This window comes from Streptomyces sp. NPDC053069 (genome assembly GCF_044546895.1).
Lineage (GTDB): Bacteria > Actinomycetota > Actinomycetes > Streptomycetales > Streptomycetaceae > Streptomyces.
Window position 1 is genome coordinate 164,186 of sequence record NZ_JBITZN010000012.1, and the last position, 14,350, is coordinate 178,535.

Consider the following 14,350-nt stretch of genomic DNA (forward strand, 5'->3'; position numbering starts at 1 on the left):
TCCGTCCCACGCTTCACGCAAGAGCGAGCCGGAGGGGCGCGTAGGTGTCGAGAGGCGCCCCGCAGGCGAACAAACAGATCAGAAGGAGCCAGGCAGCGATGGCCCGCCGCAGCACGAAGACCCCGCCGCCCGACGATTCGTTCGAGGAGAGGATCCTCGACATCGACGTCGTGGACGAGATGCGTGGCTCCTACCTCGAGTACGCGTACTCGGTCATCTACTCGCGCGCCCTCCCGGACGCACGGGACGGCCTCAAGCCGGTGCACCGCCGGATCGTGTACCAGATGAACGAGATGGGCCTGCGCCCCGACCGCGGCTATGTGAAGTGCGCGCGCGTCGTCGGCGAGGTCATGGGCAAGCTGCACCCGCACGGCGACGCGTCGATCTACGACGCCCTGGTGCGCATGGCGCAGCCCTTCTCCATGCGTGTGCCGCTCGTCGACGGGCACGGCAACTTCGGTTCGCTGGGCAACGACGACCCGCCGGCCGCGATGCGGTACACCGAGTGCCGCCAGGCCGAGGCGACGAGCCTGATGACCGAGTCGATCGACGAGGACACGGTCGACTTCGCACCCAACTACGACGGCCAGGAGCGGGAGCCGGTGGCGCTGCCCGCCGCCTTCCCGAACCTGCTGGTCAACGGCTCCTCGGGTATCGCGGTCGGCATGGCGACGAACATGCCGCCGCACAACCTGCGGGAGGTCATCGCGGCCGCCCGCCACCTGATCAAGTACCCGAACGCGGACCTGGACGCGCTGATGAAGCACGTGCCGGGACCGGACCTGCCCACCGGCGGCCGGATCGTCGGCCTGGACGGCATCCGCGACGCGTACGCCTCGGGCCGCGGCACCTTCAAGATGCGCGCCACGGTCGCGATCGAGACGGTGACCGCCCGCCGCAAGGGCCTGGTGGTCACCGAACTGCCCTTCACGGTCGGCCCCGAGAAGGTCATCGCGAAGATCAAGGACCTGGTCAACGCGAAGAAGGTCCAGGGCATCGCCGACGTCAAGGACCTCACCGACCGTGAGCACGGCCTGCGCCTGGTCATCGAGATCAAGAACGGCTTCGTGCCGGAGGCGATCCTGGAGCAGCTGTACAAGCTGACGCCGATGGAGGAGTCCTTCGGCATCAACAACGTGGCGCTGGTCGACGGCCAGCCGCTCACGCTGGGTCTGAAGGAGCTGCTGGAGGTCTACCTCGACCACCGCTTCGACGTGGTCCGGCGGCGCAGCGAGTTCCGCCGCGGCAAGAAGCGCGACCGGCTGCACCTGGTCGAGGGCCTGCTGACCGCGCTGGTCGACATCGACGAGGTCATCCGGCTGATCCGGTCCAGTGAGAACTCCGCGCAGGCCAAGGAGCGCCTGATGGAACGCTTCTCGCTGAGCGAGGTGCAGACGCAGTACATCCTCGACACGCCGCTGCGCCGGCTCACCAAGTACGACCGCATCGAGCTGGAGGCGGAGAAGGACAAGCTCACCGCGGAGATCGCGGAGCTGACCCGGATCCTGGACTCGGACGCGGAGCTGCGCAAGCTGGTCTCCGCGGAACTGGCGGCCGTGGCCAAGAAGTTCGGCACCGACCGGCGCACCGTGCTGCTGGAGTCGGCGGGCGCCCCGGTGGCCGCGGTGCCGCTGCAGGTGGCCGACGACCCGTGCCGGGTGCTGCTGTCCTCGACGGGTCTGCTGGCCCGTACGGCGACCGCCGAGCCGTTCCCGGATCAGGCCGGCGCCAGGCGCGTCAAGCACGACGTGATCGTCTCCGCGGTTCCGGCGACCGCGCGCGGCGAGATCGGCGCGGTGACCTCGGCGGGGCGCCTGCTGCGGATCAACGTGGTCGACCTGCCCCAGCTTCCGGAGACGGCCACGGCCCCGAACCTGTCCGGAGGGGCGCCGCTGGCGGAGTTCGTCTCCCTGGAGGACGACGAGACCGTGGTCTGCCTGACCACGCTGGACGAGTCGTCGCCGGGCCTCGCGCTCGGCACCGAGCAGGGTGTCGTCAAGCGTGTGGTGCCCGACTATCCCTCCAACAAGGAGGAGTTGGAGGTCATCACCCTCAAGGAGGGCGACCGGATCGTCGGCGCGGTGGAGCTGCGCACCGGCGAGGAGGACCTGGTCTTCATCACCGACGACGCGCAGCTGCTGCGCTTCCAGGCGTCCATCGTGCGCCCGCAGGGCCGCCCGGCGGGCGGTATGGCGGGCATCAAGCTCGCCGAGGGCGCGAAGGTCATCTCCTTCACGGCCGTCGACCCCGCGGCCGACGCGGTGGTGTTCACCGTGGCGGGTTCGCGCGGCACGCTGGACGACTCGGTGCAGACGACGGCCAAGCTGACGCCGTTCGACCAGTACCCGCGCAAGGGCCGGGCCACGGGCGGTGTGCGCTGCCAGCGGTTCCTGAAGGGCGAGGACTGCCTGTCGCTGGCCTGGGCGGGACCCGCTCCCGCGCGTGCGGCGCAGAAGACCGGCACCCCGGTGGAGCTGCCGGAGCTGGACCCGCGCCGGGACGGCTCGGGCACGTCACTGGCCAAGACGGTGTCGGTGGTCGCGGGGCCGGTGTTCTAGGCCTCGTACGACGTCTCGTACGGCTCCGGGCCGGGCTCCTGCTCGGAGCCCTGGACATAGCGCAGGACACCCCACATGCCGTGTTCGTCGGCGTGTGGGGCGTCGTTCCGGCACCCCTTGAGCTCCTGGCCGAGGACTTCCGTGTCGATGCCGGAGCCGATCAGCACGAGCTGGGTGCGGCGGTCGCCGGTGGCGCCCCAGCTCTCGGGGTAGAAGCGCAGGAACCGGCCGACGGCGTGCACGGCGTACCGGTTGAGGGGGTCGTACGGTCCGAAGTCGACGTACCCCTTGATCCGGTACAGCCCCTCGGGCCGGCTGTCCAGGAACCGCATGAGCCGGCGGGGGTCCAGGGGGACCTCGGAGGTGAAGGACAGGCTGTCGTAGCCGGTGTGCAGATGACCGGCGTGTTCCTCGCGCTCGTCGTCCCCGGTGTGCTCGTGCAGGTCGTCGAAGGACAGCTGCCCGATGCGCTCCTCGCTCGGCCTGCAGTCGAAGAGGAACTCCGGGTCGATCCGGCCGTAGGTGGCGGGGACCACGGCGGCGCGGTCCGTGAGGGACCGCACCAGACCGAGGATCCGCTCACCGTCCACGGCGCGGTCGAGCTTGTTGACCACGACCAGGTCGGCGAGGGCCAGATGCCGGTCGATCTCGGGGTGCCGGGCACGGGTGTCGTCGAACTCGGCGGCGTCCACGACCTCGACCAGACCGCCGTAGACGACCCTCGGGTGCTCGCTGGCCAGCACCATCCGCACGAGTTCCTGGGGTTCGGCGAGCCCGCTGGCCTCGATGACGATCACGTCGATGCCGGTGTCCGGGTCGGCGAGCCGGTCCAGGTAGAGGTCGAGTTCGCCGGCGTCGACGGCACAGCAGAGGCAGCCGTTGCCCAGCGAGACGGTGGAGTCGCCGAGGGCGCCCGCGACGGCCATCGCGTCGATCTCGATGGCCCCGAAGTCATTGACGATCGCCCCGATGCGGCTGCCTCCGCTGCGGTGCAGGAGGTGGTTGAGGAGCGTGGTCTTCCCGGAGCCCAGGAAACCGGCGAGCACGACGACCGGGATCTGCGGACCGCTGCTGTTCCCCAACGGGTGACCTCTCTGCTGTGGACGGGGTGGCCCTGGCGGACCCGGGCCCCTCTGGACGGGGTGACCCTGTGGACCGGGGCCCTGAGGACCGGCTGCCGGACCAGCATAAGAGGGCGCTGCTGTCGTCTCGCGCGGTCAGCGGGCGGCCGGTACCGCGACCGGCGGCTGCGGCCCGACATACCGCGCCACCGGCCGGATGATCTTCGAGTCGGCCGCCTGTTCCAGGAGGTTGGCGCTCCAGCCCACCACCCGTGCGGCGGCGAAGGTGGGAGTGAACATCTCGCGGGGCAGGCCGCAGAGTTCCATGACCACGCCGGCGTAGAACTCGACGTTGGTGTGCAGTTCGCGGCCGGGTTTCAGCTCGGCGAGGATCGCCTCGACACGGCGCTCGACCTCCACCGCGAAGTCCACGCGCGGACCGCCGAATCCGAGGGCGATCTCCCGCAGCATCCGCGAACGCGGGTCCTCCGTGCGGTAGACGGCGTGCCCGAAGCCCATGATCCGGTCACCGGCGAGCACCCGTTCCCGGATCCAGGGGTCGATCCGGTCCGGTGTGCCGATGGCGTCCAGGGTGTCCAGGGCCCGGCTGGGCGCGCCTCCGTGCAGCGGACCGGACAGGGCGCCGACGGCTCCGGTCAGGCAGGCGGCCACGTCGGCACCGGTGGAGGCGATGACGCGGGCGGTGAAGGTCGACGCATTGAATCCATGATCAATGGTGGAGATCAAGTACTGCTCGACGGCACGCGCCCGCCGTGGCTCGGGCTCCTCACCGTTCAGCATGTACAGGTAGTTGGCCGCGTAGCGGAGGTCCTCGCGCGGCTCGACCGGGTCGAGGCCCTGTCCGAGCCGGTACAGCGCGGTGAGCAGCGTGGGTACGGCCGCGCAGACGGCCACGGTGTCGGCGCGGCGCCGGTCGGCGTCGATGTCGTACACCGGCCGCAGCCCCCGCGCCGAACCCAGCAGCGACAGGGCCGTGCGCAGTCCGGACAGCGGGCCGGAGAGGCGGCTTGCCGCGGCGATCGCGGGCAGCGCCGCCCGGACCTCCTGCGGCAGCCGGCGCAGTGCCGCGGTCTCGGCGGAGAAGGCGGCGCGGCGCTCCCCGTCCGGCAGCGAACCGTGCACCAGAAGGTGCCAGACGTCCTCGAAGCCCCGGGTCCGTGCCAGTTCGACGGCCGAGTACTGGCGGTAGTGGTAGAAGCCCTCCCGCCCGCGGACGTCGCCGATCTCGGTCTCGGTGACGACGACGCCGGCGAGACCGCGCGGTGCGTCGATGAGCGGGGTTGCGGTCCTGTTGACGGCCATGGTTCTCCTCCCTGGACTTGATTCGACTGTCCATGCTTGACTAAGTTGTTGTCAATATTGATTCAATCAATGCACGCGATCAAGGTATGCGGAGGCGGCTACGGTGACCCCCATGCGCGCACACGAACCCGCCGAACCCATCCCGCCCGGCCGTCCCGGGCGGAGGCTGACCACCAAGGAGACCGCCGAACTGCTCGGTGTGAAGCCCGAGACCGTGTACGCGTACGTGAGCCGCGGCCTGCTCAGCAGCAGACGCGAGCCCGGCGGCCGGTCCAGCACCTTCGAGGCGAAGGAGGTCGAGGCCCTCGCCCGGCGCCACCGGCGCGAGGCGGCCGTGAGCCCGGGCGCCGGCGGGGACCTCTCCGTGCGGACGCGGATCACGCTGATCGAGCGGGACCGGTACTTCTTCCGGGGCGTCGACGCCGTGGAGATGGCGCTCCGTCACTCCTACGAGGAGGTCGCGGAATGGCTGTGGACGGGCCGGCTGACCCCGGGCGTCGCCTTCTCCGCGCCCGGACCCACCGTCGAGGTGGCCCGCCGCGCCGTCAACGCCCTGAGCGAGCACGCCTCCCCCACCGACCGGCTGCGCGTCGCGGCGATCGCCGCGGCGGCCGAGGACCCGCTGCGCTTCGACCTGTCGGAGGACGCCGTGCTGAACACCGCACGCATCCTCATCCCGACCCTCGTCGCCGCGCTGCCGCCGGCCCGGCACGCCCACGAGGACGACGACCCGCTCGCCCACCGGCTGTGGGGCCGGCTGACCGGCCGCCCGGCCGACGAGGCGTCGCTACGCGTCCTGGACACCGCGCTCGCCCTGCTCGCCGACCACGACCTGGCCGCGTCCACGCTCGCGGTCCGGGTCGCCGCCTCGGCCCGCGCACACGTCTACGCGGCCGTCTCGGCCGGGTTCGGCGTCCTGGAGGGCCCGTTGCACGGTGCCGCGAGCGGCATGGCCCACCGCATGCTGCTCGACGTGCTCGACCAGGGCACGGCGGTCCCGGTGATCGCCGACGAACTGCGCGCGGGCCGCCGCATCCCCGGGCTCGGCCACCGGCTGTACACCGGCGAGGATCCCCGCGCGCGTGTGCTGTTCGGCCTTCTGGAGCAGGTCCCGCGCGCGGAGTCCGCCCTGCTCGCCGCCCGTGACATCGTCGCGACGACCGCGCGGCACACCCCGCTGCACGCCAACGTCGACCTGGCCCTGGCGGTGTTCACCGCGTCCAGCGGCATGGCCGCAACGGCAGGCGAGACGATCTTCGCCGTCGCACGTACGGCGGGCTGGATCGCGCACGCCCTGGAGGAGTACGGCGAGCGCCCCCTGCGCATGCGCCCCGTCGGCCACTACGTCGGCCCGCGGCCTCCGCAGCCCCTCCCGGAGTAGGACACGACGACACCGGAAGTCGCCCCAGGAAGAGTCAGGTTAGGCTCACCTCTGTGAGTAGGTGCGCGACCGTCTCCCGGAGCCTCGACGAGCCCGTTTCCGGCACGGCGGCCACGGCGACGACGTGGCTGCTGCTGGAACAACCCGGCCCGTGGGGCGCCAAGGCGCTCACTTCGAGTCACCTGGACCCCTCACTGGGCCGGGCCCTGGAGTCGGCCGCCGAGGGAACCGGCGTACGCGTCGCGCTCATCCGGCGCCCCGGACGTCACGCCGACCCGGGCAGGCCCTCCGTCCGGCAGCTGTACGCCGCCCACACCATGCCGGGCCGCACCTGGCTGCACAGCGCCAGGATCCGCGATCCCCGGCGGCTGCTCGGACTGGACTTCGCCGCCCTCGGAGCGGGTGACCACCGTTCCTTCGGCACCGCGCTCGACGGCCGGCCGCACCGCGGCGACCCGCTCGCGCTGGTGTGCACCAACGGCAAGCGTGACCGCTGCTGCGCCCTCCTGGGCCGCCCCCTGGCCGCCGAACTGGCCGCCTCCGAAGTGCGCGGCGTCTGGGAGGTCACCCATCTGGGTGGACATCGCTTCTCGCCGACCGTGCTCGTCCTGCCGTACGGCTACGCCTACGGCCGCGTCGAGGCGCACACCGTCAAGGAGGCGCTGCACGGCGTCCAGGAAGGGCGCGTCGTGGTCGAGGGCTGCCGGGGGTGCTCGGCCTGGGAACGGCCCGGTCAGGCGGCCGAGCTGGCCGTCCGGTCGGCCGCCGGCGAGTACCGGGCGGGGGTGCTGAGCATCGTACGGACCGACGGCAGGGCTCCGCGCTGGCAGGTCACCGTCGGACACGCCGACGGCCGACGCTGGCGGGTGACCGTGGCGCAGGGCGCGTCGCTGCCGCCCCGTCCGGAGAGCTGTGGCGCGGCGGTGCTGGGGACGCCCGCGCGGATGGACGTGGTCGACGTGCGCGAGCTGAGGCCGACGGCGCTGGCGAGCTGAGCGGCCACCTCGTTCAAGAACTGGTCAAGAGATCCCCACCACACCCCCTGGGGCGTGGTGAGTCCTTCCACGTACCGTCATGGGTATGAGCCCCACGCCCTCCGCACGCCGTCTGCGTCTCGGTATGCCACGGCGGGTCTTCTCGCAGGTGCTGCTGATGCAGGTGGCGATCGCCGCGGGGGTCGCGGTGCTCGCGACCGGACTGTTCCTGGCGCCGCTGAGCAGGCAGCTGGACCAGGAGGCGATGCGCAGGGCGCTGGCCATCGCCGAGACCACGGCCCAGGACCCGCAGATCGCCGAGGGCGTCCTGACGACCCCGCCGACCACCGACGGACCGGTGCAGAAGGAGGCCGAGCGGATCCGGCACGCCACCCACGCCGAATACATCGTCGTGATGGACCGACGGGGCGTCCGCTGGTCGCACACCACCCCCTCGGAGATCGGCGACCATGTCTCGACCTCCCCGGAAGAGGCGCTGGCCGGCCACAAGGTCATGCAGATCGACACCGGCACCCTGGGCCGCTCCGCGCGCGGCAAGGTGCCGCTGTACGACGTACACCACCGCATCATCGGCGCGGTCTCGGTCGGTATCGCCTACGACAGTGTGCGGGCACGGCTGATCAGCGCGATCCCGGGGCTGTTGGCCTACGCCGGCGGTGCCCTCGCCGTGGGTGCGCTGGCCGCCTGGCTGATCTCCCGCCGGGTCCAGCGGCAGACCCGGGACCTGGCCTTCTCCGACATCTCGGCGCTGCTCGCGGAGCGCGAGGCGATGCTGCACGGCATCCGTGAGGGCGTGGTCGCCCTCGACCGCGGCGGCCGTATCCGCCTGTTCAACGACGAGGCGCGGCGGCTGCTGGGCATCGGCGACGAGGCCGTCGGACAGACCCCCGACGCGGCGCTCGGTGCGGGCCGTACGACGGACGTGCTGGCCGGCCGGGTGACCGGCACCGACCTGCTGACCGTGCGCGGCCAGCGGGTGCTGGTCGCCAACCGCATGCCCACCGACGACGGCGGCGCCGTGGCCACCCTGCGCGACCGCACCGAGCTGGAGCGGCTGGGGCGCGAACTGGATTCCACGCGCGGACTGATCGACGCCCTGCGCGCCCAGGACCACGAGCACGCCAACCGCATGCACACCCTGCTCGGACTGCTGGAACTGGAGATGTACGATGACGCCGTGGAGTTCGTCGGCGAGGTGGTCGGCGACCACCGGGCCACGGCCGAGCAGGTCACCGAGAAGATCCAGGATCCCCTGCTGGCCGCGCTGCTGGTCGGCAAGGCGACCGTGGCGGCCGAGCGCGGTGTCGCGCTGTGGGTGTCCGAGCGCACCCGGCTGCCCGACCGGCTGATCGATCCGCGGGGCTTTGTCACAGTGGTCGGCAACCTGGTCGACAATGCCCTCGACGCGGTCGCCGGCACGCTCCACGCGCGCGTGGAGGTCGAGTTGCGCACCGAGGGCCGTACGGTGGTGCTCAGAGTGCGCGACACGGGCCCCGGGATCCCGGCCGAGCAGCGGGAGTTGGTCTTCGCTGACGGCTGGTCCACCAAGCAGCCGCCAGCGCACGGCAAGCGTGGCATCGGGCTCTCACTGGTGCGTCGGCTCGCCGAACGGCACGGCGGGAGCGCGACGGTGGACGCGGCGGACGGCGGCGGTGCGGAGTTCACCGTGGTCCTGCCGGAGACGCTGACCGATCCTGAGCTGGATCCCTCGGTACTCGACGAGTCCGCCGAGCCTGCCGCCCTCACCGAGGAGGGGGCGCGATGATCGAGGTCCTGGTCGTGGACGACGACACCCGCGTCGCCCGGGTCAATGCCGCGTACGTGGCGAAGGTGCCGGGATTCCACGTCGTCGGCGAGGCGCACAGCGCCGCCGAAGCGCTGCGCCAGGTGGAGACGCTGCCGCGGCTGGACCTGGTCCTCATGGACCACTACCTGCCCGACGACACCGGTCTGGCGGTCGTGCGGGAGATGCGCCGGCGCGGCCACGAGACCGACGTGATCATGGTGACGGCGGCGCGGGACGTGTCGACCGTCCAGGCCGCGATGCGGCAGGGGGCGCTGCAGTACCTGGTGAAGCCGTTCGCCTTCACCGGTCTGCGCACCAAACTGGAGGCGTACGCGCAGCTGCGGCGCACCCTGGACGGCGGCGGCGAGGCCGAACAGGCCCAGGTGGACCGCATCTTCGGCGCCCTGTCCGCGCCGTCGGAGCCCGCGCTGCCCAAGGGGCACTCCCCCACGACGGCCGAGCTGGTGCGCCAGGCGCTGATGAACGCCGAAGGGGCGCTGTCCGCCCAGGAGATCGCCGAGCGGACCGGGGTGAGCCGGCAGACGGCCCAGCGGTATCTGAAACTCCTGGAGCGCACCGGACGGGCGCGGCTGACCCTCAAATACGGCGACGCGGGCCGCCCGGAACACCGTTACGTGTGGGCGACCCGCGGCTGAGCGGACTCGTCTACTTGGCAGCGTTGACGAACTCGGTCGTGTAGGTCTTGCTCAAGTCGACCTTGGCGTTCTTGATGTTGGCGTTGAACGACTTGAGGACCTTCTCAACGGTCTCCGGGCCGCCCTGGGGCATCACGCCGTCGTCGGTGAACATCGGCAGGGTGCTCTTGATGGCCTGTGCATAGAGGGCCTTGTTGCCCTGGGAGTAGTCGGCGGGCATCTTCGCGGCGATCTCGTCGGCGCTGTGGGTGGACATCCACTTGAGCGTCTTGACGAATGCGTTGACCAACTTCTGGACGGTGTCCTTGTGCCCGTTCACCCAGTCCGTCTGCATGTACAGACTTGACGACGGGTACGGCCCGCCCAGTGCCTTCTGCGAGCCCTCGGGGGTGCGCATGTCGAGAAGGACCTTCCCGGCCTTCTTGTCCAGGATCGTGGCGACGGTCGGGTCGGTGGTCATACCGCCGTCGATCGCCCCGTTCTGCAGGGCCGCGATGAACGTGGGTCCTGCGCCCACGGCGACGGGCGAGAACTCGCTGACGTTCACGCCGTTCTTGACCGCCAGGTACTTGGTGAGGAAGTCGGTGGAGGAGCCGAGCCCGGTCACGCCCAGCTTGCGGCCCTTGAAGTCCTTGGGCGAGGTCAGGTCTCCGGCCGCCTTGTCCGAGACGACCTCGACCTCACCGGGCGCGTGCGAGAACTGGACGACCGACTCCACCGACTTGCCCTTGGTCTGCAGATCGAGGGTGTGGTCGTAGAAGCCGACCGCTCCCTGCACCTGGCCGGAGACGAGCGCGGTCTCGGCCTGGACACCGGCGGGCTCGCTGAGGAGTTGGACATTCAAACCTTCGGCCTGGAAGTAGCCGAGTCGCTGGGTGAGCATGGCGGGCAGGTAGATGACCTTGTCGAGGCCACCGACCATGATCTTGACCGTCTCACCCTTGCCGCCGCCTCCGGTGTCGGCGGTGGAGCTGGCCGCGTCGTTGGCGCAGGCGGTGAGCGAGGAGAGGGCGAGCAGGCCGGCGGCGGCCAGGGAGGCGTGTCTGGCGGTGTTGCGCATGCGGTTCACGTCCTTGTGAGAGGGCGGTGCGGGGAAGGCGTGGGGGGGCTGGTCCGGGGCGGGGCCGGTCAGTCGTCGGAACCGGCGGGCTTCCAGCGGAAGATGCGGCGCTCGGCGAAGGTGAGCAGTCCTTCGGCGGCGAGGGCGACGACCGCGAGGATGACCATCGCGGCGTACACACCGGCCGAGTTGAAGGTGTTCTGCGACTGGGAGACGAGCAGGCCGATGCCCTTCGTGGCGCCGATGTACTCGCCGACGATGGCGCCGATGAGCGCGAAGCCGAAGCTGACGTGGAGGCTCGTGAAGATCCAGGAGGTGGCCGACGGGATGACCACCTGGAGCGTGACCCGGCGGTCGCTGGCGCCCAGGATGCGGGCGTTGGCCACCAGGTTGCGGTCCACCTCCCGGGCGCCCTGGAAGGCGTTGAAGAACACCGGGAAGAAGACCAGCACGACGGCGGAGGCGACCTTGGAGGACGGTCCGAGCCCGAACCAGATCAGGAAGATCGGCGCCAGGACGATCCTGGGAATCGAGTTGAGAACCTTGATGTATGGACCAAGGACCTCGGCGAGCAATCTGATCCGCCCGAGCGCAATGCCGAGCAACACACCGGCAACCACACCGAAGACCCAGCCGAGGAGTGCCTCGTAGAGGGTGTACCAGATCTGTTCGCCGAGCGATCCGAGCGCGGTTCCGTGCATGACCCAGGTCCAGATCTGGTCCCAGATCTGCGACGGCATCGAGAAGTTGAACGAGTCGATGATCTTGGCCCGGGACAGCCCTTCCCACAGGCCCAGCACGGCCACCAGGAGCAGCACGCGCGCGGCGGAGACGAGGGCCTTGCGGCGGCGGGCGGCCTGGGCCCGCGACTGGGCGCGGTCCGGGACCTTGGCCGTGTCGACGACCGGCGTGCTGATGACCTCAGGCGACATGGGCGGCACCTCTTTCGCGGGTGATGCGGACCTCTTCGCCGAGGGACTCCCAGATCTCGCGGTAGATCTCGATGAACCGCGGCTCAAGGCGCACCGACTCGACCTTGCGCGGCCGGGGCAGGTCGATGTCGAAGACCTGCTTCACGGTCGCGGGGCCGGCGGTCATCACGACGACCTTGTCCGCGAGCGCGATGGACTCCTCAAGGTCATGGGTGACGAAGACGACGGAGGCTCCCGTGCCCTCCCACAGCTCCAGCAGTTCGTCCGACATCAGGGCCCGCGTCTGCACGTCCAGCGCCGAGAACGGCTCGTCCATCAGCAGGATCTCGGGGTCGTTGACGAAAGTGGCGGCGAGGGCGACGCGCTTGCGCTGGCCGCCGGAGAGCTGGTGCGGATAGCGGTCCTCGAAGGCGGCGAGTCCGACGCGGGCCAGCCACTCCTGGGCCTTCTCCTTGGCCTCGGCCTTCGGTACGCCCCGGAAGCGCGGGCCGGCCATGACGTTGGACAGGACCGTGCGCCAGGGGAACGTGGCGTCCTGCTGGAAGACGAAACCGACCTTGTCGCCGACGCCGTCGACCGGCTCGCCGGCCACCAGCACCTCGCCCTCAGTGGGCTCCTCCAGGCCGCTGACCAGCGTCAGCGTGGTGGACTTACCGCAGCCGGTCGGTCCTACGACGGCCACGAACTCGCCGCGCTCGACGGTGAGGTCCAGACCGCGCACGGCCGTGTGCAGTCCCCCTGACGGGGTTCTGAAGGTCTTGCTCGCGCCCCGCAGCTCAATGGCGGGGCTGGTGTGTGCGCTCATGGCCCGGGACGGTAGGTGTGGCCCCGGCCACAGCAGGAGTCTTGTGAGCACAAGCCCTTCTTTTGCTCGCAAGAGCCTGTTGTGCTCATTTTGCTCGCGCTACAACTGCGGAGCACGAAACACGGGCTTAACGCTCGCCGGCCTTAGGAGAGGCCTGATGATTGACGTCCTGGTCGTGGACGACGACTTCCGCGTCGCTGAGATAAACGCCAAGTACGTGGGAAAGGTTCCCGGCTTCCGGGTGGCCGCCCGCGCGCACAGCGCCGCCCAGGCCCTGGCCGCCGTCGAGCGCGGCGGCATCGACCTGGTCCTGCTCGATCACTATCTGCCGGACCGGACCGGTCTCGACCTGGTGCACCGCATGCGGGAGCAGGGCCACGGCACGGATGTCATCATGATCACCGCGGCCAGCGATGTGACGACCGTCCAGCAGGCGATGCGCCTGGGCGCCCTGCACTACCTGGTCAAACCCTTCACCTTCGCCGCCCTGCGCGCCCGCCTCGACTCCTATGCCGCCCTGCGCCGCACGGTGGACCGCGTCGGCGGCCGGGGCCTGACGGGCCAGGAGCAGGTGGACCGGATCTTCGGGGCGCTGCGCGCCGCTCCCGCACCGTCCGCGCCCGGCCTGCCGAGCGGCCATTCGGAGCCCACGACCGATCTGATCTGCGGTGTCCTGCACCGCGCGGGCCAGCCGCTGTCGGCCCACGAGGTGGCCGCCAGGACCGGCCTGAGCCGCTCCACGGCCCAGCGCTACCTCCGCCACCTGGAACAGGCCGGCCGCCTGCGGCTGTCCCTGAAGTACGGCGACACCGGCCGGCCCGAGCACCGGTACGCCTGGGTGGCGCCCTAGGAGTCGTCTTCAAGTCTCACCCCCACATCAGGAGCTGGGCGAGGGTGACGGCTGCTTGGCAGGGCTGGTCTTGCCGGTTCCGGAGACGTTCACTGGCCCAGCCCTCTCAAGGGCGGGCGGGACCAGAACGACTCGTACTTCGACGCCGGACAGCTCACGCCGTTCGTGTTCGACCTCCGCATCGACAAGCCGGCCGACCTCGCACCCGGTTCCATCAAGGTGACGCCGTCGACCCCGGACAGCAACGCCAAGGACAACACCGCGGCGAGCACGGTGACCGCCGAAGACTCCCAGGGCGACGGCTCCGGCTCCTCCTCGGGGGGCGGCTCCTCCTCCGGGGGCGGCTCCTCCTCCGGGGGCGGCTCCGGCGGCGGTTCGGCCTCCGGCGGCACCTCCGGCTCCGCCTCGGCCGGATCCGGCACCGCGGCTTCGGGCAGCACCGGGCAAGGCTCGATGGCCGACACGGGCACCGGCGCGCTGCCCTGGTACGCGGCTGCGGCGGCCTTGGTCGCCCTGATCACAGGCGGCACCCTGTTCGTCGTCGCGCGGTGCCGCAGAAACTGAGACGAGTGGGAGTGGCCGCTGCTGCCCGAGTCGTTGCGAGGCAGCACCCGGTTCCGCCGGTGGGCCCTGTACGGCAGATTCGAGCGGATGCTCCAGGCCGACCAGGCCCGAGGCGGCCTGACCAGCAGGATTCACCTGGCGGGCGACTCCCTGGGGCGTCCGCTCGCCTTTACGAAGCGATCCGGGCCTGGCTCGGGCGGCGGGGCGTCGGCCACACCCTCCCGGAACGGTCCGACCAGATCCGCCACCGGCTCCGGCGCGGCCGTCGCGGCGGGCGCCCGCCGGCCTTCGACAGGCGTCTCTGTGAGCGGCGCAACGTAGTCGAACGCTGCTTCAACCGCTTGAAACAGTGGCGAGGGATCGCCACCCGCCACGCCGG

At 70.9% G+C, this 14,350-nt stretch carries 12 protein-coding genes and 1 pseudogene; 8 read left to right on the top strand and 5 right to left on the bottom strand.

The features are described from left to right. Positions 1–98: 98 nt before the first annotated feature. Positions 99–2,558, top strand: a complete 2,460-nt coding sequence (locus ACIGXP_RS26820) for a DNA topoisomerase (ATP-hydrolyzing) subunit A (protein WP_399772371.1) — start codon at positions 99–101, stop codon at positions 2,556–2,558. On the opposite strand, the gene ACIGXP_RS26825 is transcribed toward ACIGXP_RS26820, so the two are convergent. Both ACIGXP_RS26825 and ACIGXP_RS26830 read right to left on the bottom strand, forming a co-directional pair. Continuing rightward, positions 2,555–3,640, bottom strand: a complete 1,086-nt coding sequence (locus ACIGXP_RS26825; RefSeq protein ID WP_399772374.1) for a CobW family GTP-binding protein — start codon at positions 3,638–3,640, stop codon at positions 2,555–2,557. The two genes, ACIGXP_RS26820 and ACIGXP_RS26825, sit on opposite strands and share 4 nt — an antisense overlap. Before the next feature lie 135 nt (positions 3,641–3,775). Beyond that, positions 3,776–4,942 (bottom strand): citrate synthase, encoded by a 1,167-nt coding sequence (locus tag ACIGXP_RS26830; protein ID WP_399772376.1) that lies wholly within the window; start codon positions 4,940–4,942, stop codon positions 3,776–3,778. 112 nt (positions 4,943–5,054) lie between these two features. Here ACIGXP_RS26830 and ACIGXP_RS26835 point away from each other — a divergent pair, with 112 nt between their 5' ends. The 4 genes from ACIGXP_RS26835 to ACIGXP_RS26850 all read left to right on the top strand — a co-directional run bounded on the left by ACIGXP_RS26835 (position 5,055) and on the right by ACIGXP_RS26850 (position 9,760). After that, a complete protein-coding gene (locus tag ACIGXP_RS26835; RefSeq protein WP_399772378.1) occupies positions 5,055–6,323 on the top strand; it encodes a citrate synthase in 1,269 nt (422 codons plus the stop codon). Between the two features lie 53 nt (positions 6,324–6,376). After that, positions 6,377–7,318, top strand: coding sequence for a sucrase ferredoxin (locus ACIGXP_RS26840; protein ID WP_399772381.1), 942 nt, complete (start codon positions 6,377–6,379; stop codon positions 7,316–7,318). 85 nt (positions 7,319–7,403) lie between these two features. Further along, a complete protein-coding gene (locus tag ACIGXP_RS26845; protein ID WP_399772383.1) occupies positions 7,404–9,083 on the top strand; it encodes an ATP-binding protein in 1,680 nt (559 codons plus the stop codon). Next, positions 9,080–9,760 (top strand): response regulator, encoded by a 681-nt coding sequence (locus tag ACIGXP_RS26850; RefSeq protein ID WP_363215051.1) that lies wholly within the window; start codon positions 9,080–9,082, stop codon positions 9,758–9,760. The genes ACIGXP_RS26845 and ACIGXP_RS26850 overlap by 4 nt, the downstream gene beginning before the upstream one ends. A gap of 10 nt (positions 9,761–9,770) precedes the next feature. Here ACIGXP_RS26850 and ACIGXP_RS26855 read toward each other — a convergent pair whose 3' ends face one another. The 3 genes from ACIGXP_RS26855 to ACIGXP_RS26865 all read right to left on the bottom strand — a co-directional run bounded on the left by ACIGXP_RS26855 (position 9,771) and on the right by ACIGXP_RS26865 (position 12,557). Next, entirely contained in the window at positions 9,771–10,820 is a 1,050-nt protein-coding gene (locus ACIGXP_RS26855; RefSeq protein ID WP_399772387.1) for an ABC transporter substrate-binding protein, read from the bottom strand. Positions 10,821–10,888: 68 nt separating this feature from the next. Then, positions 10,889–11,752, bottom strand: coding sequence for an ABC transporter permease (locus ACIGXP_RS26860; RefSeq protein WP_399772389.1), 864 nt, complete (start codon positions 11,750–11,752; stop codon positions 10,889–10,891). After that, positions 11,742–12,557, bottom strand: a complete 816-nt coding sequence (locus ACIGXP_RS26865; protein ID WP_363215048.1) for an ABC transporter ATP-binding protein — start codon at positions 12,555–12,557, stop codon at positions 11,742–11,744. The genes ACIGXP_RS26860 and ACIGXP_RS26865 overlap by 11 nt, the downstream gene beginning before the upstream one ends. Before the next feature lie 157 nt (positions 12,558–12,714). Between ACIGXP_RS26865 and ACIGXP_RS26870 the strand changes: the two genes are divergently transcribed. From ACIGXP_RS26870 to ACIGXP_RS26880, 3 genes and pseudogenes are all read left to right on the top strand, one after another. Continuing rightward, positions 12,715–13,407, top strand: coding sequence for a response regulator (locus tag ACIGXP_RS26870; protein WP_363215047.1), 693 nt, complete (start codon positions 12,715–12,717; stop codon positions 13,405–13,407). A gap of 165 nt (positions 13,408–13,572) precedes the next feature. After that, positions 13,573–13,971 carry a hypothetical protein gene (locus ACIGXP_RS26875; protein ID WP_399772393.1) on the top strand — a complete coding sequence of 133 codons (399 nt, stop codon included), beginning with the start codon at positions 13,573–13,575 and terminating at the stop codon, positions 13,969–13,971. A gap of 95 nt (positions 13,972–14,066) precedes the next feature. After that, positions 14,067–14,342 (top strand): annotated as a pseudogene (locus ACIGXP_RS26880) (IS5/IS1182 family transposase); the annotation flags it as partial. Positions 14,343–14,350 lie beyond the last annotated feature (8 nt).

Coding starts and splice junctions, on each gene's coding strand:
- ACIGXP_RS26855 (WP_399772387.1), bottom strand. CDS start 10,820: ATGCGCAACACCGCCAGACACGCCTCCCTGGCCGCCGCCGGCCTGCTC.
- ACIGXP_RS26845 (WP_399772383.1), top strand. CDS start 7,404: ATGAGCCCCACGCCCTCCGCACGCCGTCTGCGTCTCGGTATGCCACGG.
- ACIGXP_RS26820 (WP_399772371.1), top strand. CDS start 99: ATGGCCCGCCGCAGCACGAAGACCCCGCCGCCCGACGATTCGTTCGAG.
- ACIGXP_RS26835 (WP_399772378.1), top strand. CDS start 5,055: ATGCGCGCACACGAACCCGCCGAACCCATCCCGCCCGGCCGTCCCGGG.
- ACIGXP_RS26870 (WP_363215047.1), top strand. CDS start 12,715: ATGATTGACGTCCTGGTCGTGGACGACGACTTCCGCGTCGCTGAGATA.
- ACIGXP_RS26850 (WP_363215051.1), top strand. CDS start 9,080: ATGATCGAGGTCCTGGTCGTGGACGACGACACCCGCGTCGCCCGGGTC.
- ACIGXP_RS26865 (WP_363215048.1), bottom strand. CDS start 12,557: ATGAGCGCACACACCAGCCCCGCCATTGAGCTGCGGGGCGCGAGCAAG.
- ACIGXP_RS26860 (WP_399772389.1), bottom strand. CDS start 11,752: ATGTCGCCTGAGGTCATCAGCACGCCGGTCGTCGACACGGCCAAGGTC.
- ACIGXP_RS26830 (WP_399772376.1), bottom strand. CDS start 4,942: ATGGCCGTCAACAGGACCGCAACCCCGCTCATCGACGCACCGCGCGGT.